We start from the raw sequence: 25,221 nt of genomic DNA on the forward strand, positions 1-25,221 counted from the left end.
GGAGGCGCGGCTTGCTTTTCGGTAGAATCGCAGCTTAACCCTTAGATGCCGTGTCGCCCATGAACCCCAATTATCTCGATTTTGAACAGCCGATTGCCGAGCTTGAGGTGAAAATCGAGGAGTTGCGCCATGTGGGTTCCGGGGCTGAGCTCAACCTCTCCAGCGAGTTGGGAGAGCTGAAAGCAAAGAGCGTAAAGCTCACGGAAAAGATTTTTTCCAATCTGAGCCCCTGGGATGTGGTGCGCGTCGCTCGACATCCCTTACGCCCCTACACCCTTGATTACTTGCCGCTGATATTCGAAGACTTCGATGAGCTTCATGGCGATCGCCACTTTGGCGATGACAAAGCGATAGTCGGAGGGGTTGCTCGTCTTAACGGCGAATCGGTCATGGTGATCGGGCAAGAGAAAGGGCGTTCGGTGAAAGATAAGGTTTACCGTAATTTTGGGATGCCCAAGCCCGAGGGCTACCGTAAAGCCTTGCGACTCATGGAAACCGCAGAGCGTTTTAGTTTGCCGGTGATTACGCTTATTGATACGCCGGGGGCCTATCCCGGCATCGACTCCGAGGAGCGCGGCATATCCGAGTCGATCGCCACCAACCTCGCGGTGATGTCACGGCTGAAGACGCCTATCGTGTCAGTAGTTATCGGCGAAGGAAGCTCTGGTGGAGCGCTGGGTATTGGCGTGGCCGATCACCTGGCCATGTTGCAGTACGCCACTTACTTTGTGATCTCTCCCGAGGGCTGCGCGAATATCATCTGGAAGTCTTCGGAATTTGCCTCAGACGCTGCTGCGGCTATGGGTGTGACCTCTGAGAAGCTGAAGGAACTAGGCATTGTCGACGCTAGCATCGACGAGCCTTTGGGTGGCGCGCACAGAGACGCTGCCCTTATGGGAGAGCGTATCCGAGAGCATATCGCTACGGAATTGGATAAGCTCAAGGCCATGGATACCGATGAAATGCTCGAAGCCCGTTACGCGCGGCTCCTCGCCTACGGCAACTGAGGTTCACTCTGGGGTGGCTCAAAGCCCCGTTCTTCATGCGATTACTCAGCACGCGGCCACGCTAGCAGCAGCGCGGCGTGTGTTCGTCGCCTATAGCGGGGGGCTGGACTCTACGGTCCTGCTGCACGCTGTTGCAAAAAACCATCCTGATGCTATCGGTTTGCATGCCAATCATGGGCTCCATGGCGATGCGATGCGCTGGGCGCAGCATTGCGAGGAGGTTTGTAAGGGTCTTGATATTGCCTTCGACTCTACCGCGCTTGCGATTGTCGACGCCGGAGAGGGGATTGAGGCTGCTGCACGCACTGCTCGCTATCGCTGGTTTGAGACGATCCTAAGTGAAGGCGATATTTTGCTAATGGCCCATCATCAGGACGATCAGGCAGAGACTCTGCTACTACGTTTGCTTAGGGGAGCAGGTCCCGAGGGGCTCTCGGGTATGCCGCTAAGCCGGACTTTGGGTTCAGCAGTGCTGTTAAGGCCGCTGCTTGGACTGCCGCGCACTGATCTGGAGGCCTACGCAGAGGATCATGCCTTGGTCTGGGTTGATGATCCCAGCAATAGTGATATTCGCTTTGATCGCAATTATCTCCGCCAGGAACTCATGCCGCTGCTTGCTCAGCGCTGGCCTGGATACCGCGCAACCCTGTCGCGAGCGGCGACTCAGCTGCGCGAACTCAATGAGTATCTTCCCGCGCCTTACCTGGCGGTAGTGACGGGATCTCTTCAAGACCCGGGCTTTCGGGTGAGCGACCTTCCCGACGAGCCAGCCCTTGCGGCACTTTCTTTGCGAAAATGGTTACGCGAGCGATCCCTGACGGCGCCACCTTCGGCGCGATTGCACGAGTTTCTAAGGCAGTTGCGGGAGGGCGCCGGCGCGCAGCTATGTGGTGCAGGCTGGATTATTGAGCGTTACCGGGATGCGGTGTACTTGCTTCCAAGCTTGAAAGAGAATCCGCCTCTAGAGGCTCCTGTACGCCTAGGAGAATGGCAGCCGTGGCCGTCTATGGGGCAATTGAAGGTTGTATTAAAAGAAGGCGCAGAGCCTCTTGATCTGACCCTGAGGTCCCGGCAAGGCGGTGAGCGCATTGAGTTCTCTAGTGGACAGCGGAAGGACCTCAAAACGGTCTTTCAGGAGCTGGAAGTGCCCCCTTGGTGGAGAGATCGCCTGCCTCTATTGATTCAGCGATCGGGATCGACCGAAGAGCTGCTGGCGGTGGCTGATTTACGTTACTCTCCGCGTGCTGCGTCCCTGGGGGTCGAAGTTGTTCGAAAAGGGGAAGAATTTCCCGAGAAATAAACGCTTCTTTGCGGGTTTCTGATTGAGGAGAAACCCGCTTTCTGTTAACTTGGCCTCCCATCTTATCGCATGGTCGCGGGCCCGGATTGTTGGTAATCCTGTTCGTCCGAGACTGTTTCACGACATAGTCAACAGGAAGGCGTGACATGACGCGATTGGTCTTTGTGACTGGTGGTGTAGTTTCTTCTCTAGGCAAGGGTATCGCAGCGGCATCGCTTGCTGCGGACCTTGAAGCTCGTGGTTTGAAGGTTACGCTGCTCACACTCGACCCCTATATCAATATCGATCCCGGCACTATGAGCCCGTTCCAGCACGGTGAGGTGTACGTCACCGACGACGGCGCCGAGACGGATCTGGATCTCGGCCATTACGAACGCTTCACCCGCGCTGTGATGAGTCGTCGGAATAACTTCACTACGGGGCGTGTTTATAACCAGGTCCTGGCCAAGGAGCGTCGCGGTGATTATCTGGGCGGGACTGTTCAGGTTATTCCTCATATCACGGATGAAATTAAACGCCGGGTGATTGCTGGTGCCGGCGATGCCGATGTTGCTGTTGTGGAGATCGGTGGCACCGTAGGCGATATCGAGGGGCTGCCGTTTTTAGAGGCGGCGCGTCAGCTAAAAGTGGAGATGGGTTCCTCTCGGGCCCTTCTCATGCACCTCACGCTGGTGCCCTACATAGCTACTGCGGGCGAGATTAAGACCAAACCTACACAGCACTCCGTTAAGGAATTGCGCTCCATCGGCTTGCAGCCCGACATTCTGCTGTGTCGTTCGACGGTTCCCATTGAAGAGAGCGCCTGCAGCAAAATCGCGCTGTTTACCAATGTTGAAGCCCGGGCGGTGATACCGCTGCTGGATGCCGACACTATCTACCGAATTCCTCGTGCGCTTCATGCAAATGGACTGGATGATTTTGTCGTGGAGCGATTCAATCTCGAATGCCCTCCGGCGGATCTCAGAGAGTGGGACGAGGTGCTCCAGCGGCAGGTCGCGGAACGGCAGGCAAAGGTCCGTGTAGCCATGGTAGGCAAGTACATGGAACTGCCGGATGCCTACAAGTCATTAAACGAGGCGCTGTCCCATGCAGGGCTTCAGACCTTGACGGATGTTCAGGTCGATTACGTTGAGGCGGAAGATATCGAGCGCGATGGCGTAGGGATACTCGAAGGGGTAGACGCTATTCTGGTGCCCGGCGGCTTTGGTGACCGAGGTGTAGAAGGCAAGATTGAGGCGGTGCGATATGCCCGCGAGAACGATATTCCGTTTTTGGGTATCTGTCTGGGAATGCACGTGGCGTTGGTGGAGTACGCGCGCAACGTTTGTGGTTTAGACGGAGCACACTCCTCGGAAATGGCTCCGGAGACACCTCACCCCATCGTTGCTCTGATTACCGAGTGGCAGAATGCCGACGGCAGCACCGAACAGCGGGATGAGAGTTCAGATTTGGGAGGCACCATGCGCCTGGGTTCTCAGCCCTGTCATCTGGAAGAGGGGACGCGCATCCGCGAAATTTATGCAGCGGATGTGATCAACGAGCGTCACCGCCATCGCTACGAGGTCAACAACAATTACGTCGAAACTCTTCAGGATCACGGCATGGCGATTGCGGGCTGGTCGGCGGATAAGTCGCTGGTTGAGATGGTTGAGCTTCCTGAGCATGCCTGGTTCGTGGCTTGTCAGTTTCACCCCGAATTCACTTCCCGTCCTCGAGGCGGACACCCCTTGTTCACAAGTTACATCCAAGCTGCCTGTCAACGTGCTGCGGGGAACCGCTTTGCTCGTGACACGGCTGCGGGCTGATCGGATAGGGGCGCTCCAATGATAAAGACAGTAGAACTCGGCGATTTGCGTATCGCTAATGACGCACCCTTTGTATTGCTCGGTGGTGTGAACGTTCTCGAAAGCCGGGAGTTCGCGCTGGAGGTGGCCGCAGAGTACGTATCTGTATGCGCCGATCTTGGTATCCCGCTGGTTTTTAAGGCGTCCTACGACAAGGCTAATCGCTCTTCTATTCATTCTTTTCGAGGCCCTGGGTTACGTGAGGGGCTGGATATTCTTGCGGAGGTGAAGTCGCGATTCAGCGTACCTGCGATTACCGACGTACACGCGCCGGATGAGGCGGCCGCCGCCGCTGAAGTCTGCGACATTATTCAACTGCCCGCGTTTCTGGCCCGCCAAACTGACCTGGTGCGCGCTATGGCTGAAACCGGCGCGGCGATCAATATCAAGAAACCACAGTTTTTATCCCCGTCCCAGATGGCCAACATAGTCGAGAAGTTCCGTGAATGCGGAAACGAACGTCTTATGCTCTGCGAGCGAGGAAGCAATTTTGGCTATGACAACCTGGTTGTGGATATGCTCGGTTTTGGCGTTATGCGTAACGCAACAGGTGGCGTGCCACAGATCTTTGATGTAACCCACGCGCTGCAATGTCGAGACCCCATGGGCGCTGCATCGGGAGGCCGTCGATCTCAGGTAACGGAACTTGCCAGAGCAGGAATGGCTGTTGGTCTGGCTGGCCTGTTTCTCGAGTCTCATCCGGACCCTGACAAGGCTCTCTGTGACGGTCCCAGTGCTTTGCCTCTCGATAAATTAAAACCCTTTTTGGAGCAGGTTCAAGCCGTTGATAGTCTGGTTAAAGGGCTGCCTGCTCTTACTATAGACTAGAGTTAATCTTTGACGGCGCGCGGAGTTTGAAGTGTCTCTGGCGCTATCCCCACACGATTTAGGGAGAATGAAAAGTGAGCAGAATTACTGAGGTTCAGGGTTTTGAGGTGCTGGATTCTCGAGGTAACCCGACGGTTATGGCGGAGGTAACCCTCGAGTCTGGAGCCTGTGCGGCTGCTTTTGCGCCATCGGGCGCGTCAACCGGGTCTCGAGAAGCCCTTGAGCTGCGCGATGGTGATTCCGGGCGCTATCTTGGTAAGGGTGTCAGTAAAGCCGTTGGAAATATCAATGGTGCTTTGCGCACGGCCTTGCTTGGTATGGATGCTTCGGCCCAGCGTGATCTCGATAATGCAATGCTAGCGCTGGATGGGACCGAGAATAAAGAGTCCTTAGGAGCTAATGCCATGCTGGCGGTCTCTTTGGCAGCGGCAAGAGCCGCAGCAATTGCCAAGGGTAAGCCGCTTTACGCACATATTGCTGAACTCTATGGAAGGGGTGCCTTGAGCATGCCCGTACCTATGATGAATATCATTAACGGCGGAGAGCACGCCGACAACAATGTTGATATTCAGGAGTTTATGATTCAACCCGTGGCAGCCACTAGTTTTGCCGAGGCATTGCGTTGCGGTGCCGAGATTTTCCATCACCTCAAGAAAGTACTTTCGGCACGAGGTCTAAGTACTGCCGTGGGTGATGAGGGTGGATTTGCCCCGGATCTGCCTTCAAACGAAGCGGCCTTGGAAGTTATCGGTGAGGCTGTGGCAAATGCCGGCTATAAGCTTGGCACTGACGTTACCCTTGCGTTGGATTGTGCCGCTTCAGAATTTTACCGTGACGGGCGTTACTGGCTGGGCGGCGATGGTCGTGATTTTGATAGTGCGGGCTTCACCGAGTATCTCGCAGGCCTTGCCGATGCACATCCTATTCTTTCGATCGAAGACGGTCTTGATGAGTCAGATTGGGACGGTTGGAAATTGCTGACTGAGCGCCTCGGCGACCGGGTTCAGTTAGTGGGCGATGACCTGTTTGTCACAAATACCAAGATTTTGGGGCAGGGAATTGAGCGCGGGGTCGGTAACTCTATTCTGATTAAACTGAATCAAATCGGCACTCTTTCGGAGACTCTGGATGCCATAGGTATGGCGGCTGATGCAGGCTACACCTCGGTGATTTCGCATCGCTCGGGGGAAACAGAGGATACGACGATAGCGGACTTGGCGGTTGCTACGGGCGCGGGTCAGATTAAAACGGGCTCTCTATGCCGTTCGGACAGGGTGGCCAAGTACAACCGGCTTCTGCGCATTGAGGCCGAGTTGGGGTCGACTGCGCCCTATCGCGGGCGTGCCGAGTTTGCGCGTTAGGAATTCACTTGCGCTGGATCTTGCTGATACTTTTTGTGCTCCTCGCCGGCTTGCAGTATCGCCTTTGGTGGGGAGAGGGCGGGCGTCTCGAGCTATTGCGCCTGCGGCAGCAGGCTCAGGATTCCCAGCGCGAGAATGCAATATTGCGTGAACGTAATGAAGAGCTGGCACGGCAAGTGATGGATCTCAAGGCCGGTAACACGGTGCTAGAGCAGCGAGCCAGAGAAGAGCTTGGTTTAACCCGGGAAGACGAGGTTTACTATCAGTTCGTGGACCCCGCCAAGCTTGTGCCGAAAGCTGCCGAGCCCCAGTTGTGAGCGAGCTGTGGGCAGTGGTCCCCGCAGCGGGAAGTGGCTCGCGGATGTCTCAGGGGCAGTCAAAACAATATGTACAGCTTTACGGGCGCACACTTCTGGATTGGAGCGTTGGGGCCCTGTTGTCCTGTTCACAGCTTCGTGGCTGCGTGGTTGCCTTGCCTAAAGCAGACTTGGCTCTCGATAAGGTCGGCGTCCTGGAAGATGCGCGAGTAAGTCTCTGCGCCGGCGGCGCTAGCCGCGCTGAGTCAGTGGCGGCAGGTATCGCAGCGCTGCCTGCGGAAGATAACGACTGGGTGCTGGTGCACGATGCAGCGAGACCCTGCTTGTCACAGAGCGACCTGCAAACTTTGATAGAGGCGGTTTCTGGGTCCGGTGTCGGCGGGATTCTGGCTTTGCCTATTACAGATACTCTAAAGCGCGCGGATGAGAGTGATCATGTTTCGGCGACTCTGGACCGCGAAGCTGTCTGGAGCGCCCAAACTCCCCAGATGTTTCGCGTGGGAGAACTCCGGGGTGCGCTAGCTGCGGCACAGGCCAATGGCTACGCTGTGACAGACGAGGCTTCAGCTATGGAAGCGTCCGGTTTTGCAGTACAACTGGTAAGAGGTTCTGTAGGCAATCTCAAGGTAACCTACGCCTCAGATATGCAATTGGCGGCATTTTGGTTAAAAGAGCTTCATCCACAGGAAGTATCGATAGAAGGGAGAGAGTCTTGATGCGGATCGGACACGGCTTCGATGTGCATGCCTTTGCTGAGCCGGGGCAGGGCGCCGATGCGGTCATCCTCGGCGGGGTCTCTATACCTCATGATCGGTCTTTACTGGCCCATTCTGATGGCGATGTCGTTCTACATGCTCTTTGTGACGCCCTCTTAGGCGCAATTGCCGCGGGTGATATCGGTAAGCACTTTCCAGACACTGATGCGGCCAATGCGGGCATTGATAGCCGGGAATTGTTGCGTCGTTGCGCCCTCCTCGTTGGCGAAGGGGGATTTACCCTGGGTAATCTGGATATCACTATTGTGGCTCAGACCCCGCGGATGGCAGAGCATGTCGATGCCATGCGTAAAAATATCGCGGATGACCTGTCCGCGACTATTGATCAGGTGTCAGTAAAAGCCACTACCACCGAAGGCCTTGGATACGTGGGGCGCGGTGAGGGTGTTTCCGTGCACGCCGTCGTATTGTTGCAGAGCTCATGAACAGGACCTCGGATGTTTCAGGGATAGGCATGACCTCGCAGCGTACGCGAGAGCGTCTTGTGCAGCGCTTACAGGAGCAGGGCGTCAGCAATATCGCTGTGCTTGATGCTATGCGGAACGTGCCACGACACCTGTTTCTGGATGAAGCCATGGCTCATCGAGCCTATGAAGACACGGCCTTGCCCATTGGTTTTCAGCAGACATTGTCACAGCCTTACATCGTCGCTCGAATGACCGAACTACTAATCGCCGGTCGTGACCCTCAAAAGGTTTTAGAGATTGGCAGTGGCTCGGGCTATCAGAGCGCTGTGTTGGCGGGACTTGTCGGCGAGGTGTATTCGCTGGAACGGATAAAGCCGTTGTTGATGGCGGCGAGAAAGCGCATGCGCCAGCTCAAGCTTCGGAATGTCCAAATGCGCCATGGTGATGGCTTTGACGGATGGGAGTCACAGGCACCTTTTGACAGTATTCTTGCGGCGGCGGCTCCAGAGCGAGTGCCTCCATCATTGCTGGATCAGTTGGCGCCGGGCGGCCGTCTGGTGATGCCCGTCGGTGGTCGGGAGCAAACACTGGTTGTAGTGGAGCGCACTGATGCCGGGTTTGAGCGCTACGACATTGAGCCCGTACGCTTTGTGCCGCTGCTCCCGGGTCTTGGTAATGGATGAACCTTCGGGCACACAAAAGTCCGGCGTTTCACTGATCCCCGGCGTATTGCTGAGAGGCGTGCTCATGGGAGCGGCAGACATTGTCCCGGGCGTCTCTGGTGGCACCATGGCGTTTATCACCGGAATCTACCAGCGCCTGATCAATGCGATCACTGCGTTTGATGTCACGCTGATACGCTGCGTTTTTGCGCGGCGCTGGGAAGAAGTATTTCGGCGCACGGACGCTGCCTTTCTAGCGACACTACTTCTGGGTATCGCAATCAGTGTGTTCTCGTTGGCGCGTCTGATTACCTTTTTGTTGGAGACGCAACCCTTAGTCTTGTGGTCGTTTTTTTTCGGCCTGATTTTAGCTTCTGCCCTTGTATTACTGCGCCATGTATCGCGATGGTCAGTGTCAGCTGTTGTCGGCTTGTCTCTAGGGGTATTGTTTGCAGCGGGTATCGGTTTGTCCCCGGCGTTTGCTTTGCCGGTGGCGTCCTGGAGTTTTTTTGTGGCGGGCTTCTTCGCCATCTGCGCGATGATTCTTCCAGGTATATCCGGGAGCTTTATTCTCGTTCTTCTTGGGATGTATCCGGTTGTTCTCGAAGCGATCGAGACGCTGGACTTTGTGTCTCTCGCTCTATTTGCCGCGGGCGCCGGGTTTGGACTTCTGGTTTTTTCGCGGCTGCTGAGTTATCTCCTGAGAGAGCATCACAGTCCGACTCTAGCCACCCTCACCGGGTTTTTATTTGGCTCACTCCTTGTAGTATGGCCGTGGAAGGTGCCAGGTTCTGATGCTGGAGCAACTGTTCCGGTGTCTCCGAATTATTACAGTGCCCAGTTTGGCGAAAACCAACTGTTGCTTTGTCTTGCATTGATGCTCTTGGGTTTTCTTGCAGTTTGGTTGCTGGAAAGCCGTTGGGGTGGGCCGGAGCGCTAAGCCATGTTACGGCTCGCAGTGCCGCTATGTTGCTTATTTGTCGCTGCGCTCATTACCGCTTGTGCCGATAAGCCGCTGGCACCCATTGAGGATCGCAGCCGCGGTGGCACATCCAGAGTAGAGGAGCGTTATACCGTTCTACGCGGTGATACGCTGTTTTCTATTGCCTTTCGTTATGGCCTCGACTTTCGACGCCTTGCGGCGGCGAACACCATCGTCGAGCCCTATACAATCTTTCCCGGTCAGACTTTGCGGCTTGCGGAAGCTGATCCCCCTAAACCCCGCCTCAAGGCGACGCCCGTTACTGTAGCGAAGACGCCTGATTCAAAGACGACAACGCCCGCGCCGAAAAGCCAGCCAGCGCGTAACATTACACCGGCTGTGAGCTCCCAGCCAAAGCCAACCACGACAGCGAGCAAAAGCCAAAAGCCATCGCAAGCTGCACCGAAGGCCGCTCCAGTGAACATTAAGGTGAGCGCCTGGCGCTGGCCCGCCAAGGGCAAGGTGGTGCGCCGTTTTGACAAGAATTTACACAAGGGCGTAGACATAAGCGGTAGCCGTGGAGATGCCGTAGAGGCGGCCGCGGCGGGTCGGGTAGTGTATGCCGGTAGTGGCATCGCTGGTTATGGCTTGATGCTGATCGTGCGCCACAACGATGAGTTTCTGAGTGCTTATGGTCACAACGATGCCTTGCTGGTGGACGAGGGAGATGTCGTGCGCTCGGGTCAAAAAATAGCGGAGCGGGGTAGTTCTGGCACAGACTCGGTAAAACTGCACTTTGAGATACGTCGACAAGGACGTCCGGTGGACCCCCTCAAACTGTTACCAGCCCGATAGCAGGGTGCTTGTTTTGTGATGGCTCGCTGAGCTAAGCTCTTCGGCCCGAAGTATTTTAGCCAAAGGCAAAACGGCGGAATACACAGGCTTACTACAGGACGCTAACCCATGGGTAGAACCAAGGGGAGCTCGGCCAGCGGCACGAAGAACGGTCGCGGACAGAGAGATAAGCGGCACCAGTCTAAAGTTCCAGGGCTGGCGGGAGACGCTTTGGCCGCTCTGAATGAGTCGGAGCAGGCCGAGTCTGATTCAAAAGCAAGTTCACCTTCTGGATTGAAGTCTGGGTCAGGCAAAACTGATTCCGGTGATGCGGATACGCATCAAATCACGCTTGATCCAACTCAGCTCTACCTCAACGAAATTGGCTTCGTTCCTTTGCTCACGGCAGACGAAGAAAAATACTACGCGCGTCTGACACAGAAAGGTGATGAAGCGGCGCGAAAGCGCATGATAGAAAGCAACTTGCGCCTCGTAGTGAAGATCTCCCGCCGATATTTACACCGAGGTATGAGTCTTCTGGACCTGATCGAGGAGGGAAATCTTGGCCTGATGCGTGCCGTAGAGAAGTTTGATCCGGAGCGTGGTTTTCGCTTTTCTACCTATGCCACCTGGTGGATACGACAGACCATCGAGCGAGGCATAATGAATCAGGCGCGCACGATTCGTCTTCCGATTCACGTAGTGAAAGATCTCAACGGTTGCCTTCGGGCAGCGCGGGAGCTCACCCAGCAGCTGGATCATGAACCTACCACGCAGGAGATAGCCTCTCGGACTCACAAGTCCCCGAAAGAAGTGTCACGGCTTATGGGGCTCAATGAGCGGGTAAGCTCCATGGACGCGCCTTTGGGTCCGGAGTCAGACTCTTCAGTAGTGGAGACCATTGCAGACGATCACGGTTGTGATCCTTCGGAGCAGCTACAGAACGATGATGTCCACGACAGCGTGGCGGACTGGCTTAATGAGCTCTCCGACAAGCAGCGGGAAGTCGTCATGCGACGCTTTGGGCTTCTGGGGCACGAGAGCAGTACTCTGGAAGAAGTCGGTCAGGAGATAGGCCTTACCCGCGAACGCGTAAGGCAAATACAGGTTGAGGCGTTAAAGCGCCTGCGTCGCATCCTCGAACGACAAGGCCTGTCAGCAGACGCTCTACTTCAGCAATAACAGCGGCGCGAACGCCGGGAATATCTAGCGCTCTAGGAGTGCTAACTTTCCGGGCTTACCTGCCCACTCTTCTGCATCTTCAGGTGCTGGCTTCATCTCGGTAATGCAGGGCCATACTTCAGCTAATTCCGCATTGAGTTCGAGAAATACCTGCTGATCAGCAGGCAGTTCGTCTTCCGAGAATATCGCGTCGACCGGGCACTCGGGCTCGCATAGGGCGCAATCAATACACTCATCAGGATGGATGACCAAAAAGTTGGGTCCCTCATAAAAGCAGTCCACTGGACACACTTCCACACAGTCTGTGTGCTTGCACTTAATGCAGTCTTCACCAACAACGAAGGTCATGCTTGGATATCCTTAAACTTGATTCTGATCATTGTTCTGCCAGAGCTTATTGCTCTGACACAACGCTGGAGCAGAAGTGTAGCGATTCGCTTCCACGATGAGAAGCACCCCCGCGCGCAAAGTCAGTCTGCCAGCTCGCGCAGATTATAAAGGACTGCGAGCGCCTCTCGCGGTGAAAGGGCGTCTGGGTCGGTCTCACGAAGTAAGCTCAAAGCCGGGTGGTTGGCATTGTCCGCAAACAAATCTCCCTGGGGAACACTTGTCGAAGTAACAGAAGTCGATGGCAAAGACGATTGACCAGCGTGATTTTGGCTTTCGAGTTCTTGCAGTTTGCCCGCTGCTGCGTGGAGTACCGTCGCTGGAACACCGGCGAGTTTAGCGACTTGCAGTCCAAAGCTTCGATTTGCGGGGCCTTCCTGGATTCGATGCATAAATACTACGTGCTCACGATGCTCTACAGCGTCCAGGTGGACATTCACCACGGTAGGAAGTTGCTCAGCAAGAGCGGTGAGTTCAAAGTAGTGAGTTGCAAAGAGTGTAAACGCACGAGTTTTTTCGGCCAGATGTAACGCGGCGGCCCAAGCCAAAGAGAGACCGTCAAAGGTGCTGGTGCCTCTGCCTACTTCATCCATGAGTACCAGGCTCCTCTCACTAGCGTTGTGGAGGATATTAGCCGTCTCGGTCATCTCAACCATAAATGTAGATCGGCCACTCGCAAGATCATCGGCCGCTCCAATACGCGTGAATATACGATCTACCGTCGACAGGGTTGCGGCCTTGGCTGGCACAAAGGAGCCCACATGCGCCAGTAAGGTGATGATCGCGTTTTGGCGCATATAGGTAGATTTACCACCCATGTTCGGACCGGTAATGAGGAGCATCCTGCGATGCTCATCCAGAAGCGTATCGTTGGCGATAAAAGGCTCTTCGAGAACCTGTTCTACAACAAGGTGACGGCCCTGATCTATGTCCAACTTTGGCGTGTCGCTGAACTGCGGTCGGCACAAATCGAGACTTTGACTACGTTCTGCCAGCGTGGCGTACACATCCAATTCTGCCATGGCTGCGCCGCAGCTACGCAAGGCGTCCAGGGAATCCTGCAGTATCGCCAGTAGCTCTGCATAAAGCTGCTTTTCCCGAGCAAGGGCGCGGCTTTTGCTCGACAGTGCTTTGTCTTCAAACTCCTTAAGCTCTGGAGTGATAAATCGCTCGACGTTCTTGAGGGTCTGTCGCCGCTGATACTCCGCAGGCACTTCGTCGGATTGGCTCCGACTGAGTTCGATGTAGTATCCATGCACGCGGTTGTAACCGACCTTTAAACTCGCCAGTCCCGTGCGCTCTCGCTCGCGGGTTTCTATAGCCACTAAAAAGCCGGCGGCGTTTTCGCTGATGGAGCGGAGCTCGTCGAGCTCGGCATCGTAACCCGTTGCGATAACTCCGCCGTCGCGAAGGACCACGGGAGGATTTTCTATAATTGCCCGCTCAAGAAGGTCAACCAGCACCGGAAAGTCTCCTAGTGCGGTGGTCGTTGTTTTTAGCGCGTCCGACGCGTCTGCAGGCGTCGCTGCGCGGAGTGCCGGCACGCTGCTTAGGGCAAACAACAGACGAGTGAGGTCCCGGGGCCGGGCACTGCCTAGAGCAACCCGGGTAATGATGCGCTCCACATCCCCAATAGGGCGCAACACGTCCCGAAGACTCTCGAAAGCGTAGTTTTCTCGCAGGGCCTGAACGGCCTCCTGGCGTTCTTTCAGCGTGTCGGTATTGGTAAGTGGCCTATGCAACCAGCGCCTTAGGCAACGGCTGCCCATAGCAGTCTTACAGCGATCCATGACCGACATCAGAGTGTGCGTCTCGCCGCCAGCCAGATTCCTGTCTATTTCAAGATTTCGGCGAGTTGCCGCGTCCAGAACTACACTCTCTTCCCGCATCTCCGGTGCAACAGCCGTAATGTGCGGTAGTTGGCTGCGCTGAGTGTCTCGGACGTAGCTGATGAGGCAGCCTGCCGCAGCGATGCCCAGTCGGAGGTGCTCGCAGCCAAAACCCCGAAGGTCGTGGGTTTGAAATTGCTCCCGCAGGTTTCGCTCGGCTGACTCGAGGTCAAATTCCCAGGAGGGTTGGGAGCGTGCCCCCGGGCGACTTGTTACGCCGTGTTGCTGCATTTCTTCGTGGTAAAGCAGCTCGGCAGGGTCGAGCCGCTCAATTTCCCCGAGCAGAGCTTCTTCGCCATCGAGTTCCATCAGCCGGAATCGTCCGCTTCCGAGATCAAGATACGCAAGGCCATAACGGGTTTGCTGCGCAATGAGGGCTACAAGTAGTTGCTCTCGTTTTTCTTCGAGAAGCGCCTCATCACTGAGCGTCCCGGGAGTGACGACCCGAACCACCCGTCGTTCCACCGGCCCCTTGCTTGTCGCCGGATCACCTATTTGCTCGGCAATTGCTACGGAAATGCCAGCCTTCACCAATCTGGCAAGATATCCCTCGGCTGCGTGGTAGGGCACCCCCGCCATGGGAATGTCCTCGCCCGCTGACTTCCCCCGTGCTGTCAGGGTGATGTCCAATAGTTCTGCAGCGCGCTGAGCATCCTCGTAAAACAGCTCGTAAAAGTCCCCCATGCGGTAAAACAGCAGCTCGTTAGGGTGGTCTTTCTTGATGCGCAAAAATTGCTGCATCATCGGCGTATGTTGGCTTTGATCGTTGGGCAAGACGGTTTCTGAGGGTCCTGTAAATGCAGGGCGCAGTGTAATTCATCGAGGGGTCTAGCGACCAGAGAACTGCGCTAAGAACTAATCCATGGTTTTCGTTCAAAAAGTCTAGTCTTTTCGCTGCGCAAAGGTAGGTCTAGAATAGGATAGCAACCGCGAGGAGCAGATGTCCGAACATGGGTATAGAGATCCATAAGACAACTTTTGATGCCGAAGACCGTCGGCGATTCTCCGAGCGTTTAGAGTCGCAGCTTCAGCAGCTGTCGAGGCTGATGAATAGCCCGGGCTTCGGCAGCCCCGTAGAAAGCGTTGGGGCGGAACTGGAGCTATACATTGTTGATGCGGACGGCAGGCCGGCCTATCTCAACGATGCTTTGTGCAATGCGGCGGCGGACCCCCAACTCACCGTAGAGCTCAACAAATACAACCTCGAGTACAACCTGAGTCCTCAGGGGCTGGATCAGGAAGGATTGGCCGCGACAGAGCGGGAGATCGTGACGAAGTTGCAGAAGCTTTCGATCCTGGCCGCTGAGAAAGACGCCTTTGTTGTTCCTATAGGCATTCTTCCGACGCTTACAGAGAAAGATCTTGGTGACCACTGTGTTACGGATCGTCAGCGCTACCGTGCGTTAGTAGCCCAACTTATTGCCTGGCGAGGCAGTGACTTCAATATCAATATCAATGGCGAAGAGCCGTTGAAAATGACCATGGCCAACATCACTCTGGAGGGCGCGAACACGTCTTTTCAAGTACATCAGCGTGTGAGTCCAGAGCATTACGCCGCGACGTTTAATGCGATGCAATTGGCGACCCCCCTCGCGATTGCAATCAGTGCCAATAGTCCGGGCTTGTTCGGCCGTCAGCTCTGGGACGAAACCCGAATACCTTTGTTTAAACAGTCCATCGATACGCGAGACATGGACCGTTATCGCTGGAGTGAACCGCCTAGAGTTTGCTTTGGACACGGTTGGTTGCGTAAGGGCGCCTTTGAACTGTTTGACCAAACGGTACGTCTCTATCCGCCATTGCTGCCTGCCTGCGATGAAGAAGCGCGCAATACCGGCGATGGCGCGCCAGGCTTGGCGGAGCTTCGTTTGCACCAAAGCACCGTTTGGCTGTGGAATCGCGCGGTCTATGATGATGCGGACGGGGGGCATCTTCGCATCGAAATGCGCGCCTTGCCTGCAGGACCGACGTCCATCGATATGGTCGCCGGGGCAGCGTTCATGATGGGCCTTGCGCGGGGCTTGAGAGACGATATGGATGGTTTGATGTCGGCCCTCCCTTTTCATTTGGCGGAGTACAATTTTTATCGCGCCGCTCAGCATGGGCTGGATGCACGTATGGTTTGGCCGAGTCTCCAACAGCACCGCCTGCGGGATGCTTCCGTGGTCGACATTATTGCTGAGATGCTGCCTGTGGCCGAGGAGGGGTTGAGTAAGCTTGGCGTTAGCCGGGCAGAACGGGATCGCTATTTGGGCGTAATTGATGCGCGCTTGAGCGCAAGACGTAACGGCGCTCGCTGGCAACGAGAAGCGACGCAGGCGTTGATAGACCGTGGTCACGGTAAGTCCACTGCGCTTAGAGAGATGCTTACCCGTTACCGGGAGCACAGCGCTGAGAATGTTCCCGTGGCCGATTGGCCAGTACCCTAATGGGGCAATGTTTGGGGCTGGCAAGGTGATGCGGTTTCGCTTCCTGAAGGATCCCCAGAGCAGTATTGCGGGGTCTAATCCCAATGCACTTCTTGAGAATCTCGGCGGACCGGCCTGCATCCTCTTTTCTGGAAAAGACAGCACAAGAACCCGCGCGGTGGTTACGTTGCTACACGGCAATGAGCCCTCTGGTTTTTTCGCTCTGCACCGATGGCTCCATGCGGGGCACAAGCCAGCGGTAAATCTTTTGTTCATCGTGGCGTCGGTGCACGCTGCGCTGGAACCTCCGCGTTTTAGTCATCGCATGCTACCTAGAGCGAGGGACCTAAACCGCTGCTTCAGCCCTCCTTTTGACGACGAGCAGGGCCGTTTGGCGCAGGAAATTCTCGAACTGCTCCGTGTGCATCGACCTGAGGCGGTAGTTGATATGCACAATACATCCGGCTCCGGTCCGTCCTTCGGTGTATGCACGCACCTTGATCGTCAGCACGATGCTCTCGTATCGATCTTTACCCGGCGTCTGGTGGTCTCCCACCTAAACCTGGGAGCGCTCATGGATATTAGTGATACGAGTTGTCCTACGGTGACTATAGAGGTGGGAGGACGGCTGGATGACGATGCCCATGAGCTGGCCTATGAGGGCTTGCAGCGCTATGCCCTGGCAGAGCGGGTTCTCGCCAATGATGATGAGACAGATTGGGGCATAGAGATTCTTCGCGATCCGATTCGCCTGGAGCTGCGCGAGGGCGTGACTCTTGCTTACGATGAAGCGCCACGCCCCGGACATGACATCACGCTAAGAGTCGATATCGAGCATCACAACTTTGGAGCGGTGAGTTCTGACACACCCCTTGGCTGGGCGAGGGATACCCCCCAGTCGCTTTTTAAAGCTACAGATGCCTTCGGGCGTTGCGCGGTAAACGCGCTGGTTCGCTGTGAAAATGGCGTGCTTTTCCCCTCATGCAGTCTCAAGCTGTTCATGATCACTACCAATGCAGGCATTGCCGAGAGCGACTGTCTGTTTTACGCGGTGGCTGCGGGTACCTAGCTCGACTGACTCCAGTCCATTTAGCAGTAAAACATTTTTACAGGGGGGCTATGAGGCTTCGGCATCGGTTGTCACCCGTCGCAAAGAGCGACAGGTCGCATTACTAGCTGTGTTTTCATGATTTTTCGGCGCATATGATGGTTGCATTCTTCAGCGTAACCACTGATTATATGTACAGTAGTTTTTCACCAGGCTGAAAACGCTGATTTTGCAACAGCAGAACGGTAACAGAGCAACAGCTGAGCAGTGACAGAGCATTAACAGAGCAGTAACAGAGCAGTAAGACAAACCGTTAAGACTAAGCAGTAAAACAGACCAATAGCGAATGACTCGTAGAAAATTAGGAGAGCAGCACATGAACGCAAATAAGGAAAAGGCACTCGAAGCGGCTCTAGGCCAAATCGATCGTCAATTCGGTAAAGGTACCGTCATGCGCATGGGAGATAGCGATCGCGTAGCAATCCCATCGATTTCTACGGGGTCACTTGGCTTGGATGTCGCGCTAGGCATTGGTGGTCTTCCCAAAGGACGTATCTGCGAGATCTTTGGTCCTGAGTCGTCGGGTAAAACCACATTGACCCTGCAAGTCATCGCTGAGGCACAAAAAGCCGGTGGCACAGCGGCTTTTATCGATGCAGAGCACGCTCTGGATCCAATTTACGCCGAAAAGCTAGGCGTACAGATTGATGATCTGATCGTTTCGCAGCCAGATACTGGAGAGCAGGCGCTGGAAGTTGCCGAGATGCTGGTGCGCTCCGGTGCTGTCGATGTGCTGGTTGTTGACTCTGTCGCGGCGCTGACGCCTCGAGCTGAAATCGAAGGCGACATGGGCGATTCTCACGTTGGCCTGCAGGCACGACTGCTGAGTCAGGCGATGCGTAAACTCACGGCGACAATCAAGCAAACGAATTGCCTTGTGATCTTTATCAACCAGATCCGTATGAAGATTGGCGTTATGTTCGGCTCGCCCGAAACCACGACTGGTGGTAATGCCCTGAAGTTCTATTCGTCTGTGCGACTCGATATCCGCCGTATTGGTGCGGTCAAAGAGGGCGACGAGGTGGTGGGCAACGAAACGCGTGTCAAAGTCGTGAAAAACAAAGTGGCGCCACCGTTCAAACAGGCGGAATTCCAGATCATGTACGGCCGGGGTATTTATCGCACGGCAGAAGTTATCGACTGGGGCGTGAAGCTAAGCCTCATCGATAAGTCTGGAGCGTGGTATGCCTATAAAGGCGACAAGATTGGCCAGGGTAAAGCTAACGCTGCGAAGTTTCTCGAGGACAACCCAGCGCTCGGTAGCGAGATCGAGGGATTGATTCGCGCGCAGTTACTGGACGTGGGTTCCAACGAAGAAGACGCCGCTCTTGAAGGCGAAGAGGGTGCAGAGAACAAAGCTAGCGACTGATTGTAAGTCCCATGACAAAGCCCGTATTGCACGGCTTTGTCATCCATCTAGTATCCGGCGTTGTCGACGCCGGCTTTCCTCCACGGGTGCTGGGGTTCCACTTCCCCTTACCACTGCTCCAGCGCCCTTTTTTTACGTCCCGCTAGCCAGTAGTCTTGTGCCGCTATGAAGCGCTCATCTCAAGCTATCCAAAGCCCCCGTAACGCAGCGATGAACTTACTCGCCCGCAGGGAGCACTCTTTGGCCGAGCTAAAGCGCAAGCTTGCGCGTAGATTTGAGAGTGTGGAATTGGATTTGGCGCTACAAAAACTGGCGGACGAAAATCTTCAGAGTGATGAACGCTTTGCTCAATCTTATGCTCGGGAGAGGATGCTTCGTGGTATCGGTCCACTGCGTATCGAATCGGAGTTACGCCAACGCGGTGTTGATAGAAGGCTGATTGATGAGGCTATTGCGATTGTCCCGAGTGAGGAGGGACTCACATGGCGTTTAGTCGCAAGAGATGTACTCCAACGGAAGTTCGGCGATGAGAGACCCACGGATCTTTCAGAGAAAGCGCGGCGTTTGCGTTTCCTGGGTTACCGGGGATTTGGTGAAGAAGCCGCGGATCTAGTGCCCGACGTTTCTTAGGGTAAGTACTGATACTACGATGTCAGCGGCCGTTTGCGTATGTTATCGAGGCTTACGGGATCACTCGGCCCAAACCATCGCCAAGACTCACGCAAACCTAGTGACCTTCGTCTGCCGGCAGAATACGGATAGGCAGCGGCTCCGAGGCGTCGAGGTGAACATCGCGCTGCGGGAAGGAAATGCTAATACCTGCCGCATTGAACTCCCGATAAATAATTTGTCTCAGCTCAGTGGACACCCGCGGGTAATCCCGCAGAGCAAAGCAGCGCAACCAAAGCACCAGCGCATTGTCTCCAAAGTCTTCAAAGCTGACATAAGGCGCTGGATCCTCAATAATTTCAGGGTGCCCGTTCGCCACTTCTTTTAGCTTTTGCATCGCAGCATCGACGTCTGAACCGTATGCGACCCCGATGGGTATAACCAGGCGAAGCTTGGAGTTGCTCAGCGACCAGTTGGTGACGACACTGGTAATGAGCTCCTTGTTGGGGATCATTAGTTCTTTGCCTTCGAAGGTTTCTATTACCGTCGCTCTTGCGTTGATGCGCGTTACCGTCCCGTCTTCACCGCCAGCGTGGATAATATCTCCCACACGGATAGGCCGTTCAAAGAGCACTATCAGCCCGGAGATGAAGTTCGCGACAATCTCCTGCAGGCCGAAACCGATACCGACGCCTAGCGCAGCGACCAGCCATTGCACTTTTTCCCACTGGAACCCGAGCATGACTAACGCAGTGGACATACCGACCCCAAGGATCAGGTACTGCATAAGCATTCCGGCGGCGTAGCGACTCCCTGGAGTGACGTTTGTCCATTCGGTAAGCACTACGTTCACCAGCGGCGGAAGATGGCGGGTTATCAGCGATGTGACAGCAATGATAATTAGTGCAAGAAGCAGCACGGAGAGGGTGATCGCGCGCAGTTCTCCCTCGGGCAAGCTGCTATCGGTGGTCGTCCACAGGGTGACGGTGTCAAAAATAGAGAGTGCCGGAAGCGCAGGCGCCCATATCCACCACAGGAGGCCGCCCAGGGCGAGAAGACGCGCGAGGCCGAGCAGTCGTGAGTACGCGTCGGAGAGGGACGTCACCGCATCCATGTCACTGCCTGCGTCCTCTGACTCTTCATCGGTGTCGCTTTCTGCTCGGGCGCGAAGTTCCTCTCGCGCCTTTCGCTCAAGACCCGATCGGAAAATGATGAGGATCCGCTGCAGGACATTTGCTACGAACAGTACAGTGATGACTGCGGCCACGGATCCTGTGAGTGCGCGCAAATATAAATGCGCTGCAAAGAGCTGGCCGCTCAAATGCATGAAAACGATAGATGCAGAAATGAGTACGCCGACCTGCAAACTGTGTCGAATGATGCGATCACTGTGAAACTCATCGGAGCGAAGCATGCGCACAAGCGCAATCAGCAGGAAGACTGCGGTAGACATACTACCTATGGCGGCTAGCGCTCCGCCGCTATCGGTAGGCGATGAGGCCCGCCCCAGAATCGTAACTGCCACAGATAGGGTGACAGCTAAGGTAAACCACGGGAGGTCGCGAGACGCAGCATCGGCACGAGGGCTATTCCACTTCAGCAAACGGCGACCTAGTCCCAGTCGATCAGACATACGTCGGAGGCTGCCTAGGGCGAAGAGTAAGAGTCCCGACGCGCCGAGTGCGCGAGCTATGCCCATCACAACCGGATCTCCCGATGCAGCGATGTAAAAACCGCGACCGGCGAGGAAGAGCACGCTAGGAAGCGCTAAGGCCGCCAATAATGTGAGTGATAGTGTCTTGAATATAAGCGAAGCACTTTCGTCTCGTGGTCGAATGGGTTTTCCGAGGAGGTCGTCTAAAGCTCGAGAGATTCTTCGATGCTGGATAGCCCCAAAGGAGAGCAATAGCAGCATTAAGAACGCGGGGTCACTGACGACTCTTTGCCAATCTGCTGTGAGACGCTCAAGCGGACGGGTTTTCCCCAGCGTGTGTAATTGTTGCAGCACACGGTGGGGATCGACATAGGCGTAGTTGCGAACCCAAAGAAGGTTTGCGGTTAACAGCGTTTCATAATCACCGACAATCGTGGCGAGCTCTTCAGTGGTTTGGTTAGCATCGACCAGTAGGCTGAGCAGAGTGTTTCCTGACTGCATGTTTTCCTGCAGTAGTTCCCGTCGCTGAATGTAGAGCCTTTCTGCGCTGCGTCGATCGGTTGCGCTCCAGTCGTCCAAATCACCAAAAGTGTCGGCTAAAAAACCACTGCGATCGCCTAACTCGCGCAGAGCCTGTTCGGTGTCTATCGCTTTAATAGAGACCGTAGCGATTTCTTCATTTCGGTCGGCATTTCGGCTGAGAATTGATCGTGGGTCGGGGAGACTGGCGAGTCTCGTCAGCATAACTTCGCCAAGCTTTGATTCCAGTCCCGCTACGTTTAATCGTCTCTCTGTGAGATCGGCATCTTGCTTAACTTCGTCAATGCTTTTGCGCGTGGCAGCAACGCTCTTTCTGCCTTGTTCAATCTGCATGGAAAGAGATTCAAAGCTGTTCACCAGGGCGAGATTTTCGTCGGCCATGGTTTTTAACTCAGAGCGAGCATCGGATAGCTGAGATAGGAATCGTCTGGCTTCCGTGGCGCGCTGGGCGGCGGCGCCTTGGCGCTTTTTGGTCGCCGCTTCTCGTAGCTGGCTGAGTAGGGTGTCGGCTTCTGCTATTGCCGCATCAAGCCAAGCGATGCGCGCGGTTCGAATGCCATTTAGAGCGGGCCCACTTCGCAGTCGTAGTTCTAACAGACTGAGTTCCGCATCCAGCATTCGCTGGTGGATTGCGGACGCCAGATCGGTAATACGATCCCCGATGTCCGAAGCTTCCGCTGGGTCACTGACTTGAGGAGGGTCATCGGCTCTCCGTTTACTGATCTCAGCTATTCGATCTCGTGCGGCAGTTTCTGTCTTGGCGAGGCTGGATAGTGTGTCCAGCGCCTCGGTACGCTCCTGCGCCCATGCGTCGCGCTGGCTTTGCATGATGCTGATTTCTGTTTCTATATTGGCAAGGCTAGGGCTGTTTCCCAGGCGACGCTGGAGGGTGGCCGGGGCATTTTGAATATCGCGCATGCGATTTTTATAGTCGGCGATAAGAAGCTCGCTGTTCTTTAGCTTCTCTTCGATTTCGCTGCGGGAGCTCTTGTGCTGCTCCAGTTTGGCGCGGTCCTGAGCGGCTGCCTGGAGCCGTTCTGATAATGCAGCACGACGCTCCGCGGTAAGACTGAGATCATCATTTAGTTGGGTCTGCAGTTCTTTCAGCCTGTCTGCTGATGGTGTGTCCTGCGCAAAACCATAGCCTCCAAACAGGCCGCTCCACAGCAGGCATGCGGTTAGCATGAAAGCATTTTGAGATAATCGCTTCTTTGGGCTCACGGCAGTCGTGGGATTAGCGTCCATGAGGAATCTCTTAGGGGTTTAGCAGGGCTTCCCGAAGGCGCTGCGCCCACGCCTGCAATGCCTCGGTGTTTTCCGGGCCCGTTCGCAGGAGTTGCTTATGCAGGTCGCTAGCACTCTCAAGTTCTGGGTCGGCGTAGGCCCAAAGAGCGCCTTTGCTGACAAGTGCCGGGGGCTGTTCACGAGTAGGCGCGGAGATCACGTTCTCTAGTGCGGCGATTAAAGTGTTGTCCATCGCATCGGCGGGGTAGCCCAATGCAGCGTAGGCGTCCTTTAGCAGCTCCCGCTGATCCTGAAAGATGGAGGCCAATGTGTCTACTGGCAACGCAGTGATAGCGCTCACGAGTTTGTCGTAGCGCCTGTAGCTCTGCCGGCTTACTGAATAGTCCGCGCCCTCCTGCGTGGTGAGGAAGGGTCCCGAGGGTCTTGCCAGATTGGATGTGCGCGTCGGGACAAGCCCTCGCGCAAGCTGGTCAAGGCTGCTGACACCGCGATCCAGTAAGTAGGGAGCGTTATAGGCAGAGTCCAGCGCTGTTGCGGTACTTAGTCCTGATGCGCGGATGTCACTACGCAATTGCTGATCCAGCTCCTCAGGTGTCGGTGGCGGCGGTGGAGTTGCTTCCACAACTACTTGTTCCACAGATTCTTCAGCCACGACCACTTCGTTTTCTTCAGGGTCAGGTATGTCGGGTGCCGCGAGGATCGCTTCTTCGGGTGTTGGTTGGGGTATCTCGATGGGTGTAACAACTTGCTGAACAGCAGTTTCTTCTACCTGTGGTGGATTCTGATCCTTATCTTTGTCGCGAGGCATCAAAAGATAGGCGCCACCGGCTAGTATCAGCACCGCTACAGCCGTTACCAGTGTTTGCTTGGTGTGACGGCTTCCTCCGTCATCGTTGCTAATGCGGTCGTCGCGATCGGCTTGCATCCTTGCCCCCTAAGATTCCTGTAGTTAAGAGTGTAGGCGATACGCCTTCTAACTGACACAGGGTGTTGCCCTGAGAGTTAATGCTAAGGCAGCGAAGTTGCATTTTGGTTCCATAGGAACCGAGTTCTGCTGCGCCTACATCGGCTGCTCTTGGACTTCCTGCGCCCACTACAGCAGACGCCAGAGTGCGGTAGGGCAATATTAGGAATCGAGTCGTTGGGGGGCTTGATCAGGCTTGGCATAAGCCATGCGTTGGACCAGGTCACTCCGGTAGTAGCTGTCGAGACCGGATATTGAGATGCTGTCGGCTAGAGCCGGATCCAAGGCTCCTGCGTCATTAATGGCGATGTCAGGGGCCTCCAGCCATACTATTTCGCCTATCACCATATGCGTGCCGTTAATCGCGATGGGGATTTCCTCTCGGAGCTCCATACCCATTCGCACGCTGGCCTCTGCTACGAAGGGGGCGGCCACACCGTCTTGCCAATCTTCACGAAGTCCCGTCGCTGCAAACTCTGACACCTCACGTGGGTAGCGCGCTGCGGTCTGGTGCGCCGCATCCACAATGCTGCCGTTCACGTGGTTGATCGTGTAGCTTCCCGCGTGGCGGATATTGTCGAGAGTGTGGCGCTCGGTATTATCCGGTCGGAAGATCAAGGCCAGTAGGGGAGGGTTGGAGCCAATATGCACCAACGAACTCATAATCGAGAGGTTAGTGTGGCCCTCTTCATCGATCGTACCCACCAGGTTGGCAGGCTTGAACCCCGTAATTGAGTTAATCAATGCCGCACGCCGGCGCCGTTCAAGAGCTTCTATGTCATTGCTGCTGAGGAGCATGCGTTCTCTCATCGAATTGATTGCCATACAGGCGTCGGTAGCGCCAACGGGCCCACAGCGTGTACACGAGATCCACAGCGTGACGGATGATGGGCCAGCGCAAAGCACTCAGTATACGGCCGTGCCTTGTACCTTCCCAGGCAGCCACATTAGCGTCTGCGCTGGTTAGCCAGACACCATCTGCACGGCGTAGATGAAGTACGCGCAGCAATTGGTCTTTGTTCGGGGCTGCCTCCGTCTCCCCGGGAGTAAGCAAACTTGTCCCTTCGGTCAGATCATGAACATCAATTATATTCAATGAATCGCCGCGGGTTTGACGCAGCTGGGCAATCTCGCCCGCACAGAGAGGACACTGCCCGTCGTAAAAGAGCGTGTCTACCTCTCGATGGGCGCTCGTGCCTTTTCCAGTCGCGTCGTTTGCGATGAGAGAATCGTTGTTGGTCACTGTGCGTTGGTCACTGTATCAGGCTCGGGAGTCCCCACCGCCGCCGGCTGAGCAATCGTCTTCTGATCCACAGCTTGATAGCCCCAGCCATTTCCAGAGATAGCATCGGCCAAAAATACTGTTCCAAAACAGCGCGAAGGCAATAACTACGGAAGCACCCTGGAGGACGCCAAACCGTTCTGCACTGAGTATCCACGCCACAATGATGGCACCCAGCGTAAAACGTACGATTCTTTCAACAGTTCCTATATTGCGGTCAATCATTTCGAACACATGTCTTGCAGGTTTAACTTGTAGGGTTGTACGCGAGACATATGCGCCCGGATGGCTGATATCCGATTAATTTATAAGGTATTTTTGCGGCT

At 55.3% G+C, this 25,221-nt stretch carries 23 protein-coding genes; 16 read left to right on the top strand and 7 right to left on the bottom strand.

The window, feature by feature from the left end; genetic code table 11:
- The first annotated feature begins 59 nt into the window (after positions 1 to 59).
- From AB8B76_RS03330 to rpoS, 12 genes are all read left to right on the top strand, one after another.
- Positions 60 to 1,007: an acetyl-CoA carboxylase carboxyltransferase subunit alpha gene (locus AB8B76_RS03330; protein ID WP_405270262.1), complete on the top strand. Its 948-nt coding sequence runs from the start codon at positions 60 to 62 to the stop codon at positions 1,005 to 1,007.
- Positions 1,008 to 1,020: 13 nt separating this feature from the next.
- Positions 1,021 to 2,307, top strand: a complete 1,287-nt coding sequence (tilS, locus tag AB8B76_RS03335) for a tRNA lysidine(34) synthetase TilS (RefSeq protein ID WP_405270264.1) — start codon at positions 1,021 to 1,023, stop codon at positions 2,305 to 2,307.
- A 146-nt stretch (positions 2,308 to 2,453) separates the two neighbouring features.
- Positions 2,454 to 4,112 (top strand): CTP synthase, encoded by a 1,659-nt coding sequence (locus tag AB8B76_RS03340; protein ID WP_405270266.1) that lies wholly within the window; start codon positions 2,454 to 2,456, stop codon positions 4,110 to 4,112.
- 18 nt (positions 4,113 to 4,130) lie between these two features.
- Complete coding sequence (gene kdsA, locus AB8B76_RS03345; RefSeq protein ID WP_405270267.1) at positions 4,131 to 4,979, top strand: 3-deoxy-8-phosphooctulonate synthase; 849 nt, start codon at positions 4,131 to 4,133, stop codon at positions 4,977 to 4,979.
- 74 nt (positions 4,980 to 5,053) lie between these two features.
- Complete coding sequence (gene eno / locus AB8B76_RS03350) at positions 5,054 to 6,340, top strand: phosphopyruvate hydratase (RefSeq protein WP_405270269.1); 1,287 nt, start codon at positions 5,054 to 5,056, stop codon at positions 6,338 to 6,340.
- A gap of 8 nt (positions 6,341 to 6,348) precedes the next feature.
- Positions 6,349 to 6,657: a cell division protein FtsB gene (ftsB, locus tag AB8B76_RS03355; protein ID WP_405270271.1), complete on the top strand. Its 309-nt coding sequence runs from the start codon at positions 6,349 to 6,351 to the stop codon at positions 6,655 to 6,657.
- Positions 6,654 to 7,373 carry a 2-C-methyl-D-erythritol 4-phosphate cytidylyltransferase gene (gene ispD / locus AB8B76_RS03360; protein WP_405270273.1) on the top strand — a complete coding sequence of 240 codons (720 nt, stop codon included), beginning with the start codon at positions 6,654 to 6,656 and terminating at the stop codon, positions 7,371 to 7,373. Before ftsB ends, ispD begins: the two co-directional genes overlap by 4 nt.
- On the top strand, positions 7,373 to 7,858 hold the full coding sequence (gene ispF, locus AB8B76_RS03365) for a 2-C-methyl-D-erythritol 2,4-cyclodiphosphate synthase (RefSeq protein ID WP_405270307.1): 486 nt from the start codon (positions 7,373 to 7,375) through the stop codon (positions 7,856 to 7,858). The genes ispD and ispF overlap by 1 nt, the downstream gene beginning before the upstream one ends.
- Positions 7,855 to 8,523 carry a protein-L-isoaspartate(D-aspartate) O-methyltransferase gene (locus AB8B76_RS03370; RefSeq protein ID WP_405270275.1) on the top strand — a complete coding sequence of 223 codons (669 nt, stop codon included), beginning with the start codon at positions 7,855 to 7,857 and terminating at the stop codon, positions 8,521 to 8,523. Before ispF ends, AB8B76_RS03370 begins: the two co-directional genes overlap by 4 nt.
- Positions 8,516 to 9,442 carry a DUF368 domain-containing protein gene (locus tag AB8B76_RS03375; RefSeq protein ID WP_405270277.1) on the top strand — a complete coding sequence of 309 codons (927 nt, stop codon included), beginning with the start codon at positions 8,516 to 8,518 and terminating at the stop codon, positions 9,440 to 9,442. The genes AB8B76_RS03370 and AB8B76_RS03375 overlap by 8 nt, the downstream gene beginning before the upstream one ends.
- A 3-nt stretch (positions 9,443 to 9,445) precedes the next feature.
- Positions 9,446 to 10,279, top strand: coding sequence for a peptidoglycan DD-metalloendopeptidase family protein (locus tag AB8B76_RS03380; protein WP_405270279.1), 834 nt, complete (start codon positions 9,446 to 9,448; stop codon positions 10,277 to 10,279).
- 108 nt (positions 10,280 to 10,387) lie between these two features.
- Positions 10,388 to 11,440, top strand: a complete 1,053-nt coding sequence (gene rpoS / locus AB8B76_RS03385; protein ID WP_405270281.1) for an RNA polymerase sigma factor RpoS — start codon at positions 10,388 to 10,390, stop codon at positions 11,438 to 11,440.
- A 24-nt stretch (positions 11,441 to 11,464) separates the two neighbouring features.
- On the opposite strand, the gene fdxA is transcribed toward rpoS, so the two are convergent.
- Together fdxA and mutS are read right to left on the bottom strand one after the other, a co-directional pair.
- Positions 11,465 to 11,788 (bottom strand): ferredoxin FdxA, encoded by a 324-nt coding sequence (gene fdxA, locus AB8B76_RS03390; protein ID WP_008294852.1) that lies wholly within the window; start codon positions 11,786 to 11,788, stop codon positions 11,465 to 11,467.
- Positions 11,789 to 11,910: 122 nt separating this feature from the next.
- Positions 11,911 to 14,460: a DNA mismatch repair protein MutS gene (mutS, locus tag AB8B76_RS03395; RefSeq protein ID WP_405270309.1), complete on the bottom strand. Its 2,550-nt coding sequence runs from the start codon at positions 14,458 to 14,460 to the stop codon at positions 11,911 to 11,913.
- Between the two features lie 206 nt (positions 14,461 to 14,666).
- Here mutS and AB8B76_RS03400 point away from each other — a divergent pair, with 206 nt between their 5' ends.
- The 4 genes from AB8B76_RS03400 to AB8B76_RS03415 all read left to right on the top strand — a co-directional run bounded on the left by AB8B76_RS03400 (position 14,667) and on the right by AB8B76_RS03415 (position 19,231).
- The gene (locus tag AB8B76_RS03400) at positions 14,667 to 16,145 is read left to right on the top strand and encodes a glutamate--cysteine ligase (RefSeq protein WP_405270283.1); all 1,479 of its coding nucleotides are present in this window, start codon (positions 14,667 to 14,669) and stop codon (positions 16,143 to 16,145) included.
- Complete coding sequence (locus tag AB8B76_RS03405; RefSeq protein ID WP_405270285.1) at positions 16,114 to 17,193, top strand: M14 family metallopeptidase; 1,080 nt, start codon at positions 16,114 to 16,116, stop codon at positions 17,191 to 17,193. Before AB8B76_RS03400 ends, AB8B76_RS03405 begins: the two co-directional genes overlap by 32 nt.
- A 355-nt stretch (positions 17,194 to 17,548) precedes the next feature.
- Positions 17,549 to 18,601, top strand: a complete 1,053-nt coding sequence (gene recA, locus AB8B76_RS03410) for a recombinase RecA (RefSeq protein ID WP_405270287.1) — start codon at positions 17,549 to 17,551, stop codon at positions 18,599 to 18,601.
- Positions 18,602 to 18,766: 165 nt separating this feature from the next.
- Positions 18,767 to 19,231 (top strand): regulatory protein RecX, encoded by a 465-nt coding sequence (locus AB8B76_RS03415; protein ID WP_405270289.1) that lies wholly within the window; start codon positions 18,767 to 18,769, stop codon positions 19,229 to 19,231.
- Between the two features lie 97 nt (positions 19,232 to 19,328).
- Here the strand turns inward: AB8B76_RS03415 and AB8B76_RS03420 are convergent, their stop codons facing one another.
- From AB8B76_RS03420 to AB8B76_RS03440, 5 genes are all read right to left on the bottom strand, one after another.
- Positions 19,329 to 22,649: a mechanosensitive ion channel domain-containing protein gene (locus AB8B76_RS03420; RefSeq protein ID WP_405270291.1), complete on the bottom strand. Its 3,321-nt coding sequence runs from the start codon at positions 22,647 to 22,649 to the stop codon at positions 19,329 to 19,331.
- Between the two features lie 10 nt (positions 22,650 to 22,659).
- Positions 22,660 to 23,574, bottom strand: coding sequence for a DUF3014 domain-containing protein (locus AB8B76_RS03425; protein WP_405270293.1), 915 nt, complete (start codon positions 23,572 to 23,574; stop codon positions 22,660 to 22,662).
- Between the two features lie 201 nt (positions 23,575 to 23,775).
- Entirely contained in the window at positions 23,776 to 24,411 is a 636-nt protein-coding gene (locus AB8B76_RS03430; RefSeq protein ID WP_405270295.1) for a flavin reductase family protein, read from the bottom strand.
- On the bottom strand, positions 24,392 to 24,856 hold the full coding sequence (locus tag AB8B76_RS03435) for a thiol-disulfide oxidoreductase DCC family protein (RefSeq protein WP_405270297.1): 465 nt from the start codon (positions 24,854 to 24,856) through the stop codon (positions 24,392 to 24,394). Before AB8B76_RS03435 ends, AB8B76_RS03430 begins: the two co-directional genes overlap by 20 nt.
- Positions 24,857 to 24,874: 18 nt before the next feature.
- The gene (locus AB8B76_RS03440) at positions 24,875 to 25,120 is read right to left on the bottom strand and encodes a DUF2892 domain-containing protein (RefSeq protein ID WP_405270299.1); all 246 of its coding nucleotides are present in this window, start codon (positions 25,118 to 25,120) and stop codon (positions 24,875 to 24,877) included.
- Positions 25,121 to 25,221: the final 101 nt, after the last annotated feature.

The organism is Congregibacter sp., assembly GCF_045107095.1.
In the GTDB taxonomy this organism is placed as follows: domain Bacteria; phylum Pseudomonadota; class Gammaproteobacteria; order Pseudomonadales; family Halieaceae; genus Congregibacter.